Here is an 18,626-nt window from a genome sequence, read left to right as displayed (position 1 = left end):
GCGCACACATATTTGCCGGGAGATTTTAATCCAACCTTGGAGAGTCACCATGTCCATCCTTCTTGTCACATCCAGCCCACGCGGCGCCGCCTCGCACTCGACCCGTGTCGCCAACGAACTCGCCGACAAACTGCTTGCCGCCGATCCTTCGGCCAAGCTTGTCGCCCGCGACCTCGTCGCCAACCCGCTGCCGCATATCGACCCCGACTATTCGACCGGCATCTATACGCCGGCCGAAGCGCGCACCCAGCGCCAGGCTGAGGTCGTCGGCGTTTCCGATACTGTACTGGACGAGCTGTTTGCGGCCGACACCGTCATTCTCGCCACCGGCTTCATCAACTTCAACATCTCGTCGACGCTGAAATCCTGGGTCGACCACGTCGCCCGCTCCGGCAAAACCTTTGCTTATAGCGATGCTGGCCCGAAAGGCCTCGTCACCGGCAAGAAGGTCTATATCGTGCTGGCTTCGGGCGGTATCTATTCCGAAGGTGCGGCCGTGCAGTTCGATCACGCCATTCCCTACCTGCGCAGCGTGCTCGGCTTTCTCGGCATGACCGATGTCGAGGTCATCCGCATCGAAGGAGTCGGCATGGGCGCCGATGCGGTAGCAGCAGCGCTGGCCAAAGCCTCGACCAAGGTCGACGCCATTGTGGCCGCGACCGGAAGCGCCGAGCGCGTCGCCGCCGCGGCGTAAAGCCAGCATCGTTTGAATTGAACAAGGGTAGGCGCTCGGTGCCTGCCCTTGCTGTCGTTGGCGACAACCTATTGTGGTGGGCCAACAACTGCCATTGGTTATTCCGCTTGTCTGCGCTATCGGTCGCGGATGTTCCTGTCCGTTGCCACAACGCACCGTCCGGCCACCGATCTCGGTTTCCTGCTGCACAAGCATCCCGATCGTTTGCACGAGACCGACCTCTCCTTTGGCAAAGGGTGGCTATTCTATCCCGAAGCGACCGAAGAGCGTTGCGAGGCAGCACTCCTGCTCGATGTCGACCCGATAGGGCTAGTGCGCGGCAAGGGGCGGGCGGAAGGCTTGCTGGACCAATATGTGAACGACCGGCCTTACGCGGCATCGTCTTTCCTGTCCGTGGCGCTAAACAAAATGCTGCGGACGGCGATGACCGGAATGTCAAAGGAGCGCCAGGAACTGGCTAGCGGCGAACTGCCGCTGGAGGCAGTCGTGACTCCACTGCCGATGCGCGGCGGTGAGGCTCTGGTTCGAAGCCTGTTCGAACCCTTGGGCTGGACAGTCGATCTGACGCCAATCGAGGGAATCGGGTCTGGTGCAGGCGAGTCCCGGTACGGCCATCTGAAGCTGACCGGCACGGGCCGGCTCAGCGCCTTGTTGAACCACCTCTACGTGCTGATCCCGGTGATGGACGATGCCAAGCATTATTGGGTCGGCGAAGCAGAGGTCGACAAGCTGCTGTCCAAGGGAGAGGGCTGGCTGGAAAAACATCCCGCCAAGGACCTGATAGTTCGCCGATACTTGCGCAACCGCGGTGCCTTGGCCCGCATCGCTCTGGAACGACTGGTTCCTGAAACGGCCAGGGAGACTTTGCCGCCCGAACTGCGTGTCACACCTGAGGAAGCGCTGGAGACGCCGATCCGGCTCAACGATCTGCGCATGGAAGCTGTTGTCCGAGCCATCCAGGCAACGGGTGCAACCACGGTTGCGGACCTGGGATGCGGCGAAGGCAAGCTACTTTATCGGCTCGTGCGCGAGCGATGGGTCCATAAGCTGTTCGGGTTGGATCCAGCGGCACGCGAACTGGAATGGGCTGCAAAGCGTCTCAAGCTGAACGAGTTTGGCGGGCCGCCGGAGGGCCGGGTTACGCTGCTGCACGGATCTCTGACATACCGGGACGGCCGCTGGGCGGCAGCCGACGTCGCCGTGCTGGTCGAGGTCATCGAGCATCTCGACGAGGACAGGCTGCCCCTGGTCGAACGCATCGTTTTCGGCGAGACGGCGCCTAAATCCGTCATCGTGACCACTCCGAACGCGGACTACAACGCTCTGTTTCCCAGATTGGCCCCTGGCGCATTTCGCCATCCCGATCACCGTTTCGAATGGAGCCGGGCTCAGTTCGAAACCTGGGCGGCCAAAATCGGTGAGATCTATGGCTATGCAGCCACCTTCAGCGGTATCGGAGCCCAGGATTCTACCCTCGGCGCGCCCACGCAGATGGCGGTGTTCACCCGATGAGAGAACTGGACAAGACCGATCTCGCCATTCCTGACTTTGCCCTCGTCGTGCTGATCGGCTCGACCGGATCGGGCAAGTCGACTTTCGCGGCCAGGCATTTTCTGCCGACCGAGATCATCTCCTCGGATCAGTGCCGGGCGCTGGTCTCCGACGATGAGACCGACCAGGACGTCTCTGCAGATGCCTTCGATCTGGTGCGCGAAATAGCCGGCAAGCGGCTTAAACACCGCAGGCTGGCCGTCATCGACGCCACCAACGTGCGAGCCGCCGACCGCAAGGCCTGGATTGAGCTGGCGCGCAAGTGGCACGCTTTGCCCGTCGCCGTGGTCCTCGATCCAGGCGTCGAGGTGTGCGTCGCACGCAATGCGGTGCGAGCCGACCGGCCGGTCGGCGCCGGGGTCGCCCAGCGCATGACAACCGAGATCCGCAAGGGTCTTGGCGGCCTGCAACGCGAGGGCTTCCGCCAGGTCTGGACGCTTACCAGCGAGGCCAGCATCGACGCGGCCGAGGTGTCGCGGCAGCCGCTATGGACCGACAAGCGCGACGACCACGGCCCGTTCGATATCATTGGCGACATCCACGGCTGTTCGGATGAACTTCAGATGCTGCTCGCTCGACTGGGCTACAGCGTCGCCTGGTCTGAACATCAGGGCGACCGAACGGCCACTGTGATCCCGCCGCAGGGCCGCAAGATCGTCTTTGTCGGCGACCTCGTCGATCGCGGCCCCAACTCGCCCGACGTACTGCGCATCGCCATGAGCATGGTCGCGGCCGGGACCGCCTATTGTGTCCAGGGCAACCATGAACGCAAACTCGGCAGCTGGCTGGAAGGTCGCAAGGTCACGGTCGCCCACGGCCTCGAGCAGACGATAGACCAGTTGAACACGCAGGACCGCGGCCTGCGAGAGGCGCTGCCGGCCTTTCTCGACGGCCTGCGCAGCCACGTCTGGCTGGACGGCGGACACCTCGCCGTCGCCCACGCCGGTCTCAAGGAGGAAATGATCGGACGCGGCTCCGGCGCCGTGCGCGAGTTCGCTCTGTACGGCGAGACTACAGGCGAGACTGACGAGTTCGGGCTGCCCGTCCGCGCGGACTGGGCCGCAGCCTACCGTGGCAAGACAGCCGTAATTTATGGACATACGCCAACGCTGTCGGCCGAGTGGGTCAACAACACCCTGTGTATCGACACTGGATGCGTGTTCGGCGGCAAGCTGACGGCCTTACGCTGGCCGGAACGCGAACTGGTAGAGGTGCCGGCAATCCAGACATGGTCGGAGCCGATACGTCCGCTGGGCGGGTCCTGTCTGGGCAAATCGGCACAGGCCGACGCCGACGGCGTGCTCGATTACCAGGATGTCTCCGGTCGCCGCTGGATCGAGACCGGGCTGAGGGGCCGGATTGTGGTGGCCGAGGAGAACGCCTCGGCGGCACTGGAAGTGATGAGCCGCTTCGCGCTGTCGCCGCAATGGCTGATCTATCTGCCGCCGACCATGTCGCCGTCCGAGACCAGCAGCCAACACGGCTGGCTGGAACGTCCGGAAGATGCCTTCGCTTATTTCCGCGAACGCGACGTCGCCCAGGTCGTGTGCGAGGAAAAGCATATGGGTTCGCGGGCGGTGGTCGCGCTGTGCCGGAACGCGCAGGCGGCGCGCAGCCGCTTCGGGATCCCGGGCGACGAGACCGGCGCAATCTGGACCCGCACCGGACGTTCCTTTTTCAACGACGGCACCATGACGGAAGGCCTGCTCGCTCGTCTCCGGGTCGAGGTCGACGCGGCGGATCTGTGGACGGAATTGAACAGCGACTGGCTGCTGCTGGACACCGAGATAATGCCTTGGTCGGCAAAGGCCGGCAGCCTGATCGAAAGCCAGTATGCGCCGGTGGCGACATCCTCAGCCGCCGGTTTCAAGGTCAGCCGCGAGGCGCTAGCCCGTGCGATGGCGCGCGGCGTCGATGCGGCCGGCCTGAACGCACGCCTTGAAGACCGGGCCGCCCGTGCGGCTAAATACGCCACGGCCTGGGCGCCTTACGTGTGGCCGGTCTCCGGCGTCGACGACCTTAAGGTCGCGCCTTTCCACCTGCTCGCCAGCGAGGGACGTGTTTGGTTTGACCAGGATCATGTCTGGCACATGTCGCTCGCGGACCGTCTGGCTGCCCATGTTGGCGTGGTCACGCCGACCCGATGGCGTACGGTTGATCTGGCCGACGGCAGCGCGTGTGCGGAGGCTATTGCCTGGTGGGAGGCGCTGACTGGCTCGGGCGGCGAAGGCATGGTGGTCAAACCACGCGACTTCGTCAGCCGTGGCAAGAAGGGACTCATCCAGCCGGCGCTGAAGGTCCGCGGCCCGGAATATTTGCGCATCATCTATGGTCCCGAATATGACGCGCCGGACAATCTCATCCGCCTGCGAGAACGCGGCCTGAGCGGCAAGCGCAGCCTGGCACTCAGGGAGTTCGCGCTCGGTCACGAGGCGCTGACGCGATTTGTCGCCAAGCAGCCGCTACGCCGCGTTCACGAGTGTGTCTTCGCCGTGCTGGCGCTGGAAAGCGAGCCAATCGACCCAAGGCTGTAATAACGATCTACCCGAAGATCTTCTCGCCTTGCTCATCGACCAGCTGGATGCCCTTCTTGATCGAGATGTCGACAGCGTCATCAAGCCCGGCAAAGCGATCGGCGCGGATGAATTTGTGCTCCTTCATCACGCCGTCGATCTCCTTCGAAACCACGCCGCAGGTCTGGTACTGGCCCTCCGCCTTGTAGGGCGTGGCGCTGATCAAAAATCCCTTGTGCTCGATTTGCTTTACCGGCGCCGCTGTCTTTGGCTCAGCGGCTTCGTTGCCGCCGCCGAAAAGACGCTTCAGAAAAGACATGGGGTATCCTCCAACGGCAATCATCCTGCACCACATAGCGTGGTGCAGGATGATTTTCAGTACCGGTCCTTGGCCGAGCGGGCAAGGGCCGCAGCTGGCTTGGCACTCAGGGGTCAGTCGCGCGACAGCGCTTCCAGGGCCTCTGCGGCAGCTTCCAATATGCTGATTGCCTCGGCCTGCTTTGCTTCAGGCGCATCTACGATTTCGCCGAGCGCGGCGCGCAGCCGGTGGCGCACGGCGCGGAATTCGTCGCGCTTTTCCGAGCGGCCGCGGCCGCGCCGGCCACCGTCGCCGTCATCGTTCCAGCCGAACCACTCGCGCGCCTTCGCCATCTTGCGGCCGAAGCGCTCGAGATGGTCGAGCACGTGGTCGATCATCTCGCGATTTTCGTTGAGATGCGCCTGCCCTGCCTCGGTGATCGAAAACACCTTCTTGTTGCCTTCCGCCGCAGAAACGGCATAGCCGGCCTCTTCCAGGAAGGTCAGCGTCGGATAGACGACGCCGGGGCTCGGGCTGTAGACGCCGCTGGTGCGCTCCTCCAGCGCCTTGATGATGTCGTAGCCGTGCCGCGGCGCCTCGGCCAGCAGCGACAGCGTGATCAGCTTGAGATCGCCGTCAGCCAGCATACGCCCGGCGCGGAACATGTCGCCTGGTCCGCCGCGTCCGCCGCCGCCTCTCATGCCATGCCCGAACGGGCCGAACCCGCCGCGTCCGCCGAACTTGCCGGCCATATGCATGAAAACGCGCTCGGCGTGTTCGCCAAAACGATGATGCCCGAAATGATTGTCTTTGTGCATTGTCTGCTCCTTGAGTTATGTCTTACGATATATCTCAATTAGGTGCTCGCCACGATCGAGTCAAGATATATCTTACGATGTATCTGAAAATGCGCCAGCAGGATTGATTTCGCCGGCAAGGGCAGCTAGGAAGCGCGTGAGGGTCGAAGACCCCTCCGTAAGCGTCTGACGTGAAGCAACGCATCCACCCCGGTCGTTTCCGGGCAGTTACGCCGGAAGACCGGCGAATGGATGCCAATGCGACGGACCGGATGCTTCAGGGAAAAATCCAAATGACCATGAAAACCCCGCGCAGGAAGCTGCCTGCGCGCTATGCCGCCGTCCTCGGCCCGCTGGTGCTGTCGTTGCTGATGACGTTCATCGTGTCGTTCATCTCGACACTGAAAAGCCTTGGCTTCCAGCCCGATCTGCCGGCCACCTGGCTGACGGCTTGGGGCCTGTCCTGGATGGTGGCCTTTCCGACGCTGCTGCTGTTGCTGCCGGCGGTGCGCCGCATCGTTGGCTGGCTTTGCGAGCCCGTGGCTCGATAGCAGGCTGCGCCAAGGGCCCGAAGCAACTTACGGGTCTTTCAGTGCGAAGTGAACGGACACTATCACCAACGGCCTTTGCGGCGGTTCCAGGCATAGAGCAGATCGGCGAAGCGATCATAGGCATAGCGCGTCAACGGCAGCGTGGCGGGATTGCCGAACAGCGTCGCCAACCAGCCCTCGCCCGGCGTTATCAGCCAAGCCGCAACGGCAACATCGGCGCCGACCAGCAATTTGCCACCGGCGTCGGTCGCATGCAGCCGGCGCCGGATATCCTCCAGCCCGATGCCGTAGCGGGCCAGCGCCGTCGGTTCGGCATTGATGTCGCGAAATTCGATCCGCCCCGCCTTGACCGCCTCGATCAGCCGCCGCTTCTGCCGGCTGATGCCGGCATCGCAGACCGGACAGCGCGTATTGTACCAGACGGTCAGCAGAGGCTTGGCCATGGTTCGCAACACCAGCGGAGGACGCGCGACGACTATCCAGCAACTGCCGTTGCGCCGCAACGTGACGCGACACCGCGGAATGTCCCGGCTTCGGCTAATGCACGTCGCCCCAAAAACATGTCCTCGGGCCTGGCCCGAGGGTGCGCGGCGGTTTGCCATACCGACCTGTTTAAAAAGAAGAGCGTAAAGCGCGTCGCAAGAGGCCGTTCAAGCGCGACGCGCTTCAGGCACGGCACTCAGCCGAGCGAGGTAATGATCTCGCGATAGGCATCCTCCGGGAAAGCCTTGAGTGTCCGCGTCCTGACGTTTCCGCCCGCCGCCAGCATCAGCGAGAAACGAGCTAGTACGGCATCGTCGGGGGCTTCGACCACCGCCACCATGTCGCAATCCCCCATGGTGAGATAAAATGCCTTGAAGGACCCGCCCATGTCTCCCAACAGCTTCTTGGCGGCATCGAGCCGCTTCGGCGACTCGCGCACGTTTTTGGCGCCTTGCTCCGTCCAGTTGATCAGCACGATGTAAGTTGTCATGGCACACCTCCCTCCGGGGCCACGGAGCACGGCGTCACAGCCGGGGCGGGCATCCGGGTTTGTCGCCCAGAAAATGCATCCGTCGCGGAATTATCCTCTCGTAGGGCACGACCCGCAAGAGCGGCGCGTCCAATCGTGATCGCCTGTGCCCAAACGGAAAAGGACGCCACCGGCGCCCTTTAAACTGCTTATCCGTCACCCAGACTCAGCTGTCGAGGAAGCTTCTGAGCTTGCGCGACCGGCTCGGATGCTTGAGCTTGCGCAGCGCCTTGGCTTCGATCTGGCGGATGCGCTCGCGGGTGACCGAGAACTGCTGGCCGACCTCCTCAAGCGTGTGGTCGGTGTTCATGCCGATGCCGAAGCGCATTCTGAGCACGCGCTCTTCGCGCGGCGTCAGCGAGGCCAGCACGCGCGTCGTCGTCTCGCGCAAATTGGCCTGGATCGCCGCGTCGATCGGCAGGATCGCCATCTTGTCCTCGATGAAATCGCCGAGATGCGAATCCTCCTCGTCGCCGACCGGCGTTTCGAGCGAGATCGGCTCCTTGGCGATCTTCAGCACCTTGCGCACTTTTTCCAGCGGCATTGCGAGCTTTTCCGCCAGTTCTTCCGGCGTCGGCTCACGGCCGATCTCATGCAGCATCTGACGCGAGGTGCGTACGATCTTGTTGATCGTTTCGATCATGTGCACCGGAATGCGGATGGTGCGCGCCTGGTCGGCGATCGAACGGGTGATCGCCTGCCGGATCCACCATGTCGCGTAGGTCGAGAACTTGTAGCCGCGGCGGTATTCGAATTTGTCGACCGCCTTCATCAGGCCGATATTGCCTTCCTGGATCAGGTCGAGGAACTGCAGGCCGCGATTGGTGTATTTCTTGGCGATGGAGATGACGAGACGCAGATTGGCCTCGACCATTTCCTTCTTGGCGATCGCGGCTTCGCGCTCGCCCTTCTGCACCTGGTTGACGATCTTGCGGAATTCCTGGATCGAAATCGCCGTCTCGGTGGCGAGGTTCTGGATTTCGGCGCGCAGATCGCGGATGGCGTCCTTCTCGTTCTTGGTGAACTCCTTCCAGCCGCGCGAGGTCAGATTGCCGATCGAACGCGTCCAGTTCGGATCGAGCTCCGAGCCCTGATATTCCTTGAGGAACTCCTCGCGGCGCACGCCATAGCTTTCGGCCAGCCGCAACAGCTTGCCCTCGTTCTGCACCAGGCGCTTGTTGATGTCGTAGAGCTGCTCGACTAGCGCCTCGATGCGCGCCGTGTTCAAGGACAACGACTTCACCGCCTTGATCAGCTGGTCCTTCAGCTCCTTGAGCCGACGGTCCTGGCTTGGCGACAGCGTGCCGGCGGCGGCCAGCCGGTTCTCGACCTGCTGGTCCTGCAGCTTGCGCAGCTTCTTATAGGTGTCGGCAATGACGTCGAGCGTCTCCATCACCTGCGGCCGCAGTTCCGCTTCCATCGCCGCCAGCGACAGGCTCGCCTCGTCATCGTCCTCCTCGTCGTCGTCCACCAGGCCACGGGTGTCGCCGCCGACATTGGTGATGTCGTCCTCGTCCTCGCGCGAACGGCGCGGCTTTTCCTCGGTCTTGGCTTCCTCGATACGCTCGACCACCGGCGCCTGCTTGGCCTCCGGCCCGGCATAGGTCGCCTCGAGGTCGATGATCTCGCGCAGCAGGATCTTCGATTCGTTGAGCTCGTCGCGCCAGATGATGATGGCCTGGAAGGTCAGCGGACTTTCGCAGAGGCCCGCGATCATCGTCTCGCGGCCGGCCTCGATGCGCTTGGCGATCGCGATTTCGCCCTCGCGCGACAGAAGCTCCACCGAGCCCATCTCGCGCAGATACATGCGGACCGGATCGTCGGTGCGGTCGGTCGGCTCTTTTTTGGTCGTGGTGGCGGCGACGGCGGTGCCGGTCTGCTCAGCCAGCTCGTTGGCATCCTCCTCGGCGTCAGCGGCGGTATCGGCGGCTTCGGGCTCCTCGCCCTGCTCGTCGTCCTCGACCACGTTGATGCCCATGTCGGAAAGCATGGCCATCGTGTCCTCGATCTGCTCGGAGGTCACTTCCTCCGAGGGCAGCACCGAATTCAGCTCGTCCATGGTGACATAGCCGCGCTTCTTGGCGGCCTTGATCATCTTCTTGACAGCATCGTCGGAAAGGTCGAGCAGAGGGCCATCGGTCGCGGCCTCGCGTTCGGTCTCGACTTCTTCCTTTTCTTTTGTCGCCATAGTCTTTATTTTCTCCAAGCGGCTGAGTATCAAAACCGCGTAAGCTGCCGGTCCGGTCAAATTGGATGCGCTCTTTCCAGAACGCGCTTTACCGGGCCAGTAACTGCATCTCTCGTTAAGTCCAGATTAACCCTGATATCTGTGGCAAGCTGACTGCCTGTCCAGTGATCAGTACCTTACATCGCTGCATTCCCGTCGATGCCGGGGCGGGTTAACGTTTCGAATCGACCTGATTCCGCCATTCTGCCGGAAGGTCAAGCGCCTCTCGCATGATTCGCATGAAAAAAGCGAATCAATTACCCGACTTAGAGCGCCGCACGCTTGATTCGACGCGCAAGCACGTCCTTACATTCAGTCTTCTGGGGGCTTCGATCTAAACGCGCCCAGCCCTGCCCGACGATACGCCAAACCCTTCGATCAGCGCTTCCGTTGCCTGCACATCACGAAATTGCGCCTGGATTTCGACCAGGTGCCGGTAGTTTTCGTCCGTGGGGTCGCTGGCGAGCGCTGCTTCCGCCTGCTTCAGCTCCTTATGTAAGGTGCGCGCGCTGCGCTGCAAGTGGAGGGCCTGGCTGAACGCATCGCGGGCATCGTCGAGTGCCGCCGTTTCCAGCGCCGGCCATTGCCGCGCACGTTTGATCAGCGCCACCGCACGCTGCCAGATCTCGCCGCAGCCGGCCCGCTCGATCGTCGCGATCACCGCGTCGCGGTCATTGGCCATATCATGCGCCATGGCGTCGAGGATCGCCGCATGCAGCCGCTTCAGATCGGAGTTGGCGAGATCGAGGAACTCGACATGGGCGAAATTCTCGTCGATCAGCACGGGATGGTTGACGAGGGCGGCAATGATCGTCGCCTCGCGTACCGACATGCCCTCGCCGCCGCGCTTGACCAACGCCGAGCGACCGAGGCTTTCGGTGATCGCGGTGCGCCCACCGGCATTGCCGCCGCGCGCAAACTGTCCGCCGGGTGCTGAACCCTTGCCCTGGAAACGTTCGCCGGGCCGTCCGTCCTGACGCCCCTGGCGTCCGCGCTGGGCACCGAAGAAGCTCTGCACCCGCTCGCGCATTTCCTGTTGGTAGTGATAGCGAAGGCTCTCGTCGCGGATACGGCTGGTCAGTTCGCGCAGCGTCTTTTCGAGCTCGGCTCGCCGTTCCGGCGTGTCGAAGATGCCGCCGGCCGTCTCGCGCATCCACAAGAGGTCGGCCAGCGGCCGCGCCTCGGAAAGCACGGCGCGGAACGCATCCGGTCCGTCACCCTTGACCAGATCGTCGGGATCCTTGCCCTCCGGCAGCAGGGCGAAGCGAACCGAGCGGCCCGCCTGGACCGCCGGCAGCGCCATGTCGGCGGCGCGCCATGCTGCCTTCAACCCGGCGTGGTCGCCGTCGAAGCACAGCACCGGCTCGCCGGCCATGCGCCATAGAAGTTCGAGCTGGTTTTCAGTCAATGCGGTGCCGAGCGGCGCCACCACGTTTTCGAAGCCGGCCTGCGCCAGCGCGATCACATCCATGTAGCCTTCGACGGCAATGACCGTGCCGCCCTTGGCCAGCGCCCCCTTTCCCAGCGCCCCCTTTCCCAGCACTTGGCGTGCACGAGCGAAATTGTAGAGCACGTTGCCCTTGTGGAAGAGCTCCGTATCGGGCGAGTTCATATATTTGGCCAGCGCATCCGGCGCTAGCGCCCGCCCGCCGAAGGCGATGATCTTGCCCCTGGAATCCGGGATCGGGAACATAATGCGGTCGCGGAACCAATCGTAGGAAACCGGGACGTCGTCGCCATGGCGCACCAGCCCGCACGCCTCGATGTCGGCCTTGGGGACGCCCTTGGCGGCAAGATGCTCCTTCAGCGCGTTGCGGCTGTCGGGCGCATAGCCGAGGCGGAAGGACTGCTGCGTCGCCGGTGTCAGTCCCCGGTCGCGCAGATAGGCGCGGGCCTTTGCGCCTTCCGGTCCCTGCAGCCGTTCCTGGAAGAACACCGTCGCCATCTCCATGACATCGGTCAGGCTGGCGCGTTCCTTTTCGCGCCGTTCCTCATCGGCGTCGCGAACCGGCATCGGCACGCCGGCCATGTCGGCGATCTTCTCGACGGCCTCGGGAAAGCTCATCCCGTCGAGTTCGGTCAAGAACTTGAAATGGTCGCCCGAAACCGAGCAGCCGAAACAGTGATAGCGGCCCTTCTTGTCCTCGCAATGGAAGGACGGGCTCTTCTCGCCATGGAACGGACAGCACGCCCAATAATCACCGCGCGGCGCGTTTGTCTTTTTCCTGTCCCACGCGACGCGCTGGCCGATCACCGAAGAAATCGGCACGCGGTCGCGGATCTCGTCGAGGAAAGCAGGCGGAAAGCGCATGAGGGACAGCTCGTTTGGCCTCCATATAATCACACGGGCCAAGCCCGACGACTCCTAATGCGGAACCATACCCGGTTTTCACAGGCCAAAAAGAGAAGGCGGCCTGCGGGCCGCCTTCTCGATCTAATCCGGCGCAGCGCCGGTCAGCCGTTCCGCACCTACTGCGCGGCGATAGCGCCGAAGATCAGGCCCGAGAGGTTGCTGACCAGCAGATAGTCGTTGCCGACCCGGATCCACTCCTGGCCGGGACCGGGACGGCGCAAGCCGTAGTGGCGATAGTCGCGGATCGGCTGGTGACGCTTCCAGCTGGAATATCTCTGGCCGTTGCGCCAATGGCTGCGCTTCACCACGATCTTTTTCGTCACTACGACGCGCTTGTTCACCTCGACATGCTTGTTCACGTCGACATTGCCGGGCTTTTGCCAGTCGACCTGGCTATAACTCGATTGCGGTGCGTTTGGTGGGTTCAATGGTGCAGCCTGGCCCTGCAAGGCCGTTGCACCCAGCATCGAGAAGGCAATGGCGGAAAGAACGATGCGTTTCATAGCGGGTACTCCTTGGTTGTCGATGCCTCTGGAATAGAGCCGGAAGGATGAACCGAAACTGAACGCAGAGATTACGTTTTCGTAATGATTTCCTACATTTAGCACGCCTAATTCAGCACTACCTTTAAAGCGGCTGTCCGAGCACGGACGCATGACCCTCCGCAACTCCGCGGGCAATGCAACCATTTTGCCGGCCATCCATTTCCGACACGCCCCGTCGCGGGGCAACACTCGTCCGAACCGGGCAAAATTTATTATTCGGCTAAAATAAATCGGAGTAATATCAACCTCTGCAATGTCCACGATTCGCGCCCACTGTTGCCCCTTTGACTTCACCGCGCCCGCGTCGCTGGCACCTGTCGCGTTGCGGGGCCTGGCATGAGTGGCTCCGTCGTTTTGCTGCACCTTGCCGGTGCGGTGGCACTGATGCTGTTTGCTACCCGTTTGGTGAAGACCGGCGTCGAGCGCGCCTATGGCGATGTGCTGCGCCACAAACTGCGCGCCACCATGCGCAATCCCTTCATGGCGGTTCTGGCCGGCTGCGGCCTGGCGGTCGCGCTGCAAAGCTCGACCGCCGTTACCTTGCTGGTCGGCTCATTCGCCGGCTCCGGCATTGTCAGCGGCATGTCGGGCCAGCTTGCGGTGCGCGGTGCCGAGATCGGCTCGGCGCTGGTGGTCAAGCTGCTTACCTTCGATCTGTCGCTGCTGGTACCGGTCTGCCTGGTCGCCGGCACCGTCATGTTCATGGCCACCGAGCGGCGCGACTGGCGCCAGTTCGGCCGCATCCTGGTCGGCATCGGCCTGCTGCTTCTGTCGCTGGAGATGATCGGCCAGGCGTCGGAGCCGCTGCGCCAGAGCACGCTGATGCCGCTCATCGTCGATTACTTCTCCGGCGATCCGGTCACCGCCTACCTTCTGGCGGCGTTGGTCACCTGGCTGTTCCATTCCTCGATCGCCGCGGTGCTGCTTATGGTGACGCTCGCCGGCCGCGGTTTCATCCCGCCCGAACTCGGCATCGTGCTGGTGCTCGGCGTCAATCTCGGCTCTTCGATCATCGCGCCGCTTCTAACCCGCAACGCAGAACCCGGCGTTCGCATCGTGCCGATCGGCAATCTCCTGATGCGCGGCATGGGCTCTCTGATCATGCTGATCCTGTTCCTGACGTTCAAGCCGCCAGTCGCCTTCTTGGGCAGCACCGTGCCCGAGCAGATCGTCAATGCCCACATCGTCTTCAACATCCTGATCCTGATCGCCGGCCTGCCGCTGGCGCGCCTGGTCTATCGTGCCTCGGAAAAGATCGTGGCGCTGGGCACCAGGCCCCAGCCCGCCAACGCGCTCGACGTCATCGAGCTTTCGGCGCTCAACGAAAGTGCGCTCGACGTGCCGAGCCAAGCACTCGCCAATGCCACCCGCGAGGTAGTGCGGGTCTGCGAGACGGTCGAGATCATGCTGAAACGGATCATCGAACTCTATGAGAGCGCCGACGCCGACAAGATCAGTGCGCTGGCCGCGCTCGACGACCGTGTCGACAGGAAGCACGCGGCGATCAAGCTCTATCTCGCCAAGGTCACCAAGAACCCGCTGAGCGAGGACGAGGCCCTGCGTTGCCAGGAGTTGATCGGCGCCTGCGTCAAGCTGGAGCAGGTCGGCGACATCATCGTGCGCAACATGCTGGTCCATGTGAAGAAGAAATTCGAGCGCGGACTGGAGTTCACGCCGGAAGGCTGGCGCGAGCTTTGCGCCTTCCATGCCCTGGTGCTTGCCAATGCCAGGCTAGCCTTCAACGTCCTGGTGTCCCGCGATCCGGAGACCGCTCGCCAGTTGGTGCTGGAAAAGGACCGGCTGCGCGACCGCGAGAAGGAAACCAGCCAGAGCCATTTCGTGCGGCTGCGCGACGGCACCGCCAAGAGCGTCGAGACCAGCTCCATCCATCTCGACACCATTCGCGACCTCAAGCAGATCAACTCGCTGCTCGCCTCGATGGCCTATCCCGTGCTTGAGGAACGCGGCCTGCTAACCGGTTCGCGGCTGAAGGCCGGATAGATTGCGTCCACAGGCCGGTAGCTTCAGAAGCTCGCCTATGCTGTGAGCCAATGCGCAAAATTACCTTTGCGCCACCTCCTGTCTGTCGGCTAAAGATCGCCAGATCTACCGGAAGGAAAGTCGATGGACACCCATTCTCGCAGCTTCGCCAAGGCGCTTTCCTGGCGTGTCACCGGTACCATCGACACGATGATCATTTCGCTCGTCGTGACGGGAAGCATCAAGCTCGCTGCGGCCATCGGCCTGACTGAGGTCGTCACCAAGTCGCTGCTCTACTACCTTCATGAGCGGGCGTGGCTGAAAATTCCTTACGGAAGGAAGGCGGCCGCGTAGCTCTTGCCGCCGCGGCCGGCACCTGACCGGTGACAAAGAAAATCTAAAGCGGCGTCGCCAATTTCTGAATTGCCCGGTGCCCTTATCCGTGGTTTGAGGTCACCTTATCCGAGGATCGCCTTCCCGCCATGCTTCCCCTCATTGCCCTGTTCATTGCCGCCTTCGCCTTCGGCACCACCGAATTCGTCATCGCCGGCGTGCTGCCGCAGGTGGCGGATGGCCTTGGCGTCGCGATCCCGACCGCCGGCTATCTCGTTTCCGGCTATGCCGGCGGCATTGCAGTCGGCGGCCCGCTGCTGGCGCTCGCCACCAAAAGGTTCTCCCGCAAGGCCCTGCTGCTTGGACTGACTGCAGCCTTTACCATCGGCCAGGCGGCCTGCGCGCTGGCGCCCGACTTCGCCTCGATGCTGCTGTTGCGGATTGCGGTGGCCGTGGCACACGGCGCCTATTTCGGCGTTGCCATGGTGGTGGCCGTCGGCCTCGTGCGCGAAGACCAGCGCGGCATGGCGGTGGCGCTGATCCTGTCCGGCCTCACCGTATCGAATGTCATCGGCGTTCCGGCCGGCACGGCAATCGGCAACATCTGGGGATGGCGTGCGACATTCTGGGTGATGTGCGCTCTCGGCGTGGTGGCCTTCGCCGCCATCGGCGCCCTGCTGCCGCGCAAGACAGGATCGTCGAGCCCGTCCGTCAGCCTTGGCAGCGAGGTACGCGTGCTCGCACGCCAGCAGGTCTGGACCTCGCTCATCATGATGCTGATGCTGATGATCGGCCAGTTCGGCCTGTTCACCTACATCACGCCGACGCTGCTTGAGGTCACCGGCCTCGACGAGAAATGGATACCTTGGGTGCTCCTGCTCAACGGTGTCGGCGCTACAATCGGCGTCTTCGTCGGCGGGCGCCTCGCCGACTGGAAGCTGATGCCGTCGCTCATCGCAATGCTATTCCTGCAGGCGGCGATGCTCGCCTCGATCTACGCCGTCAGTCCTTACCCACTGCCGATGGTGATGGCGATCTTCGTCTGGGGCGGCCTCAACTTCGCCATCGGCACGCCGATCCAGACCCGCATCCTGACCTGGACCGCGGACGCCTCCAATCTCGCCTCGTCGCTCATTCCGTCAGGCTTCAATGTCGGCATCGCGCTCGCCGCATCGCTCGGCGCGGCGATGCTCAATGCCGGCTATGGCTATCGCAGCTTGCCGGTGGTTGGCGCGATCGCCATGCTGGTCGCGGTCGCGGTTGCGCTTGCCTCGCATGTCTGGGAATGGCGGAGCCGGGCGGCGCCGCCGCTGCCGGCTGCCGCCGAATAGGGCTACAGATCGATCCGGTAACGCAGGCTTTCCGCGCCGCCATAGGAAGCATCCTCGAAGAAACGCCCGACGAGCCCGCCGCCATTGGCCAGAACGACCTTCTGCGAGGGCACATTGTGAGGCTTGCAGGTGATTTCGACGAAGGGCAGGCCAACCGCCCTCGCCTCCTCCAGCATCAGCCGCAGCGCCTCCGTCGCATAGCCGCATCCCCGTTTCCACGGCACCACCGCATAGCCGATGTGGCCGAGCACGTGCGATGGCAGCGCCGCGGTTCCGGGCTGCCAGCGCAAGCCGATCGAGCGTGAGACTTCCCCGTCCCAGATCCAGCGCCGAAATCCAGGCAGCCGCGGCACCGTCGAACCGTCCGGCAAGACGATCGGCGGTCCCTTGCCATCAGGATCGTCGAGATCGGCAAGGAAAGTCGCTGGATCCTTTTCGATAGCCGCAAGCTGCTCGCGCGTCGCGTCGAGCAGCCGCACATTGTCCGGCGACCAGCCGCGCTCGAGGGCCGCCTTGTAGGACGGCAGGTGTTCAAACGCCGGTTTGACGAGTTCGATCATGAGCGCGAGCTTTTGGCTGTCGGCCCTCAAAGGCGGGCTTGCGGCTGTAGCGACTACGACAAAACTGCCCCGCCATCGACCGTAATTCCCAAGTTTTCCGCATTGCGCCCATGTCGCGCAATGATTGCGACCGGGCGCATAAGGCTGGCTCCGCTTGGATGAGGCAAGCCGGCCAATTGCCCGCGAACGACCGTGAGATGGATCTCGAACTATCCAAGGGCGTCTGCAAGCATCTCATTCAAGCGTGCGAATGCTGCGGACTCGTCTGGCGCATGGGCCGGATTAACTTCTGTGATGGTCAGGCCGCGCCATTGCGACAGGGCTGTCAGTTGCTTTAGCACAAAGGCGACTTGCTCCAGTTTGAGACCGTCGCAACGGCGCACATTCTCCGCAATCGGAAAATCGATAAAGGAGAGCACATCGACATCGAAGTGGATAAGCACGCAGTCAAAGCGCGCCGCCCATTCGGCCGCGCGCGCCGACGCCGCCTCGATGTCACTCAAAGCTTCCTCACGCGATATGATCTTGATCGCGTGATTTCCGATCACGGCCGCTTCGGGCGGGGTGATGTTCTCGATGCCGAAATAGAGGAGTTGCTGAGGCACGAGCATCGGGCGGGTCGGGCCGAGCCTCGCGAGCGAAGGCTCGCATCCATGGATATTGAGCAGATGGGCGACGCCGGTCCAGTCCAAGGCGCCGTCGCTCGTGTCAGGTGTGTTGAGATCGGCGTCGAAGTCAATGTAAACGAGTCCGATCCGCGCGCCGGCCGCATTCGCCCCGGCGACCGTCCCCAGTTCCACAGTACAATCGCCACCTAAAACAAGCACGTCTTCCTGCGCTGCGATCGCCGTCGCTACGTGGCTTGCGACCAACTCACAGGCGTCGCGCACGGCTTCCAGGTTCATAGCCTGCGACCGCGAAGGGTCCGGTCGCCATCGGAACGATGCAACATCGCCACGATCCCTGATGGATCTGCCTCGGTTCGTGATCGCTTCTGCGAGCCCATTTCGCCGAAAGGCCGCGGGGGCCTGTTCCTGACCCGGCGAATAGGCGCCGGCACTCGTGGCCGCACCGACAATATTCAACAAACGCGCCGCCAAATCGAAGCTCCATTTTCGCATGATCTTCTCGCAAACGTGTCCGGAGGGAGGAAGGTTCCTCCTCGACTTGAGAGGTTGCCGCCCGGCATCGGCACGAGGCCTAACAAGCAAAAAGCTCGCCGCATCGATGCCGTCGTGAGACGCCAGACGTCGAACATACAGGTTCATTCGCGCGGCCGTGGCGATGAACATGTCGGTGCGAACTGCCGTCCGCTCCGCCCGCTCCTAGCCTGGCTCCTCGCGATGGTCTCTTCGAGTCTCATGAGCACCGCTAAGGCGGGAAAAATCCCTACTGAAGCAGGCTCTTGACGATGCCGCTCGCCTTGGAGAAATCCATCTGGCCAGCATATTTCTCCTTGAGCGCCGCCATCACCTTGCCCATCTCCTTGACGCCGCTGGCACCTGTCTCGGCGATAGCGGAACGGACGGCGCTTTCCGTCTCGGCCTGGCCCAGTTGCGTCGGCAGGAAGTCGCGGATGATCGCCATCTCGTCGCGCTCCTGCGCGGCAAGTTCCGGCCGCTTGCCGTCATCGAACGCCTTGGCCGATTCCTCGCGCTGCTTCACCATCTTGGCCAGGATCTGCAGGATCTCGTCGTCGCTGGCCGGCTCCTTGCCGGCGCCGCGATTGGCGATGTCGCGATCATGAATGGCCGCCTGGATCAGCCGCAATGTCGGCAGCCGGCGCTTGTCCTGTGCCTTCATCGCGCTCTTCAGGGATTCGGCGATTTTGCCTCGCATGGTGCTTTCTCCTTCGAATGCGGCGGACAATAGCCGTGCCGA

The 18,626-nt window shown here is 63.0% G+C and carries 17 protein-coding genes; 7 read left to right on the top strand and 10 right to left on the bottom strand.

The features are described from left to right. Positions 1–49 precede the first annotated feature (49 nt). The 3 genes from NKH29_RS16630 to NKH29_RS16620 all read left to right on the top strand — a co-directional run bounded on the left by NKH29_RS16630 (position 50) and on the right by NKH29_RS16620 (position 4,779). A complete protein-coding gene (locus NKH29_RS16630; RefSeq protein ID WP_352494946.1) occupies positions 50–694 on the top strand; it encodes an FMN-dependent NADH-azoreductase in 645 nt (214 codons plus the stop codon). A gap of 129 nt (positions 695–823) precedes the next feature. Beyond that, on the top strand, positions 824–2,206 hold the full coding sequence (locus NKH29_RS16625) for a 3' terminal RNA ribose 2'-O-methyltransferase Hen1 (RefSeq protein ID WP_352494945.1): 1,383 nt from the start codon (positions 824–826) through the stop codon (positions 2,204–2,206). Next, the gene (locus NKH29_RS16620; protein ID WP_352494944.1) at positions 2,203–4,779 is read left to right on the top strand and encodes a polynucleotide kinase-phosphatase; all 2,577 of its coding nucleotides are present in this window, start codon (positions 2,203–2,205) and stop codon (positions 4,777–4,779) included. The genes NKH29_RS16625 and NKH29_RS16620 overlap by 4 nt, the downstream gene beginning before the upstream one ends. 7 nt (positions 4,780–4,786) lie before the next feature. Here NKH29_RS16620 and NKH29_RS16615 read toward each other — a convergent pair whose 3' ends face one another. Together NKH29_RS16615 and NKH29_RS16610 are read right to left on the bottom strand one after the other, a co-directional pair. Continuing rightward, positions 4,787–5,077, bottom strand: a complete 291-nt coding sequence (locus tag NKH29_RS16615) for an HlyU family transcriptional regulator (RefSeq protein WP_023719334.1) — start codon at positions 5,075–5,077, stop codon at positions 4,787–4,789. A gap of 113 nt (positions 5,078–5,190) precedes the next feature. Further along, positions 5,191–5,874, bottom strand: coding sequence for a PadR family transcriptional regulator (locus NKH29_RS16610; RefSeq protein WP_023719335.1), 684 nt, complete (start codon positions 5,872–5,874; stop codon positions 5,191–5,193). A gap of 272 nt (positions 5,875–6,146) precedes the next feature. On the opposite strand from NKH29_RS16610, the gene NKH29_RS16605 reads away from it, so the two are divergent. Then, positions 6,147–6,404, top strand: a complete 258-nt coding sequence (locus NKH29_RS16605) for a DUF2798 domain-containing protein (RefSeq protein ID WP_023719336.1) — start codon at positions 6,147–6,149, stop codon at positions 6,402–6,404. 62 nt (positions 6,405–6,466) lie between these two features. On the opposite strand, the gene NKH29_RS16600 is transcribed toward NKH29_RS16605, so the two are convergent. The 5 genes from NKH29_RS16600 to NKH29_RS16580 all read right to left on the bottom strand — a co-directional run bounded on the left by NKH29_RS16600 (position 6,467) and on the right by NKH29_RS16580 (position 12,499). After that, positions 6,467–6,847 (bottom strand): thiol-disulfide oxidoreductase DCC family protein, encoded by a 381-nt coding sequence (locus tag NKH29_RS16600; RefSeq protein WP_352494943.1) that lies wholly within the window; start codon positions 6,845–6,847, stop codon positions 6,467–6,469. A gap of 236 nt (positions 6,848–7,083) precedes the next feature. Further along, on the bottom strand, positions 7,084–7,377 hold the full coding sequence (locus NKH29_RS16595; RefSeq protein WP_023719338.1) for a GYD domain-containing protein: 294 nt from the start codon (positions 7,375–7,377) through the stop codon (positions 7,084–7,086). Between the two features lie 205 nt (positions 7,378–7,582). Further along, positions 7,583–9,604 carry an RNA polymerase sigma factor RpoD gene (rpoD, locus tag NKH29_RS16590; protein WP_023719339.1) on the bottom strand — a complete coding sequence of 674 codons (2,022 nt, stop codon included), beginning with the start codon at positions 9,602–9,604 and terminating at the stop codon, positions 7,583–7,585. A 373-nt stretch (positions 9,605–9,977) separates the two neighbouring features. Beyond that, a complete protein-coding gene (gene dnaG / locus NKH29_RS16585) occupies positions 9,978–11,954 on the bottom strand; it encodes a DNA primase (protein WP_352494942.1) in 1,977 nt (658 codons plus the stop codon). A 158-nt stretch (positions 11,955–12,112) separates the two neighbouring features. Further along, entirely contained in the window at positions 12,113–12,499 is a 387-nt protein-coding gene (locus NKH29_RS16580) for an RcnB family protein (RefSeq protein ID WP_352859229.1), read from the bottom strand. A 378-nt stretch (positions 12,500–12,877) separates the two neighbouring features. On the opposite strand from NKH29_RS16580, the gene NKH29_RS16575 reads away from it, so the two are divergent. The 3 genes from NKH29_RS16575 to NKH29_RS16565 all read left to right on the top strand — a co-directional run bounded on the left by NKH29_RS16575 (position 12,878) and on the right by NKH29_RS16565 (position 16,185). Next, the gene (locus NKH29_RS16575; RefSeq protein ID WP_023719342.1) at positions 12,878–14,542 is read left to right on the top strand and encodes a Na/Pi cotransporter family protein; all 1,665 of its coding nucleotides are present in this window, start codon (positions 12,878–12,880) and stop codon (positions 14,540–14,542) included. A gap of 123 nt (positions 14,543–14,665) precedes the next feature. Continuing rightward, on the top strand, positions 14,666–14,875 hold the full coding sequence (locus tag NKH29_RS16570) for a DUF2061 domain-containing protein (protein ID WP_023678301.1): 210 nt from the start codon (positions 14,666–14,668) through the stop codon (positions 14,873–14,875). A gap of 128 nt (positions 14,876–15,003) precedes the next feature. Next, positions 15,004–16,185, top strand: a complete 1,182-nt coding sequence (locus tag NKH29_RS16565) for an MFS transporter (RefSeq protein ID WP_023719343.1) — start codon at positions 15,004–15,006, stop codon at positions 16,183–16,185. Positions 16,186–16,187: 2 nt separating this feature from the next. Here the strand turns inward: NKH29_RS16565 and NKH29_RS16560 are convergent, their stop codons facing one another. From NKH29_RS16560 to NKH29_RS16550, 3 genes are all read right to left on the bottom strand, one after another. Then, complete coding sequence (locus NKH29_RS16560) at positions 16,188–16,745, bottom strand: GNAT family N-acetyltransferase (protein WP_353000150.1); 558 nt, start codon at positions 16,743–16,745, stop codon at positions 16,188–16,190. 209 nt (positions 16,746–16,954) lie between these two features. Then, positions 16,955–18,037 (bottom strand): arginase family protein, encoded by a 1,083-nt coding sequence (locus tag NKH29_RS16555; RefSeq protein WP_352494940.1) that lies wholly within the window; start codon positions 18,035–18,037, stop codon positions 16,955–16,957. A 97-nt stretch (positions 18,038–18,134) separates the two neighbouring features. After that, on the bottom strand, positions 18,135–18,584 hold the full coding sequence (locus NKH29_RS16550; protein WP_023719346.1) for a GatB/YqeY domain-containing protein: 450 nt from the start codon (positions 18,582–18,584) through the stop codon (positions 18,135–18,137). Positions 18,585–18,626 lie beyond the last annotated feature (42 nt).

It is taken from the genome of Mesorhizobium sp. M1295 (assembly GCF_040318135.1).
In the GTDB taxonomy this organism is placed as follows: Bacteria; Pseudomonadota; Alphaproteobacteria; order Rhizobiales; family Rhizobiaceae; genus Mesorhizobium.
The sequence above is the reverse complement of the archived record's forward strand: the minus strand, read 5'-3'. Positions and strand labels throughout refer to the sequence as shown.

Bases quoted from the DNA above. Each gene is read 5' to 3' on its own strand.
- NKH29_RS16630 (WP_352494946.1), top strand. From the start codon at position 50: ATGTCCATCCTTCTTGTCACATCCAGCCCACGCGGCGCCGCCTCGCAC.
- NKH29_RS16625 (WP_352494945.1), top strand. From the start codon at position 824: ATGTTCCTGTCCGTTGCCACAACGCACCGTCCGGCCACCGATCTCGGT.
- NKH29_RS16620 (WP_352494944.1), top strand. From the start codon at position 2,203: ATGAGAGAACTGGACAAGACCGATCTCGCCATTCCTGACTTTGCCCTC.
- NKH29_RS16615 (WP_023719334.1), bottom strand. From the start codon at position 5,077: ATGTCTTTTCTGAAGCGTCTTTTCGGCGGCGGCAACGAAGCCGCTGAG.
- NKH29_RS16610 (WP_023719335.1), bottom strand. From the start codon at position 5,874: ATGCACAAAGACAATCATTTCGGGCATCATCGTTTTGGCGAACACGCC.
- NKH29_RS16605 (WP_023719336.1), top strand. From the start codon at position 6,147: ATGACCATGAAAACCCCGCGCAGGAAGCTGCCTGCGCGCTATGCCGCC.
- NKH29_RS16600 (WP_352494943.1), bottom strand. From the start codon at position 6,847: ATGGCCAAGCCTCTGCTGACCGTCTGGTACAATACGCGCTGTCCGGTC.
- NKH29_RS16595 (WP_023719338.1), bottom strand. From the start codon at position 7,377: ATGACAACTTACATCGTGCTGATCAACTGGACGGAGCAAGGCGCCAAA.
- rpoD (WP_023719339.1), bottom strand. From the start codon at position 9,604: ATGGCGACAAAAGAAAAGGAAGAAGTCGAGACCGAACGCGAGGCCGCG.
- dnaG (WP_352494942.1), bottom strand. From the start codon at position 11,954: ATGCGCTTTCCGCCTGCTTTCCTCGACGAGATCCGCGACCGCGTGCCG.
- NKH29_RS16580 (WP_352859229.1), bottom strand. From the start codon at position 12,499: ATGAAACGCATCGTTCTTTCCGCCATTGCCTTCTCGATGCTGGGTGCA.
- NKH29_RS16575 (WP_023719342.1), top strand. From the start codon at position 12,878: ATGAGTGGCTCCGTCGTTTTGCTGCACCTTGCCGGTGCGGTGGCACTG.
- NKH29_RS16570 (WP_023678301.1), top strand. From the start codon at position 14,666: ATGGACACCCATTCTCGCAGCTTCGCCAAGGCGCTTTCCTGGCGTGTC.
- NKH29_RS16565 (WP_023719343.1), top strand. From the start codon at position 15,004: ATGCTTCCCCTCATTGCCCTGTTCATTGCCGCCTTCGCCTTCGGCACC.
- NKH29_RS16560 (WP_353000150.1), bottom strand. From the start codon at position 16,745: ATGATCGAACTCGTCAAACCGGCGTTTGAACACCTGCCGTCCTACAAG.
- NKH29_RS16555 (WP_352494940.1), bottom strand. From the start codon at position 18,037: ATGTTCATCGCCACGGCCGCGCGAATGAACCTGTATGTTCGACGTCTG.
- NKH29_RS16550 (WP_023719346.1), bottom strand. From the start codon at position 18,584: ATGCGAGGCAAAATCGCCGAATCCCTGAAGAGCGCGATGAAGGCACAG.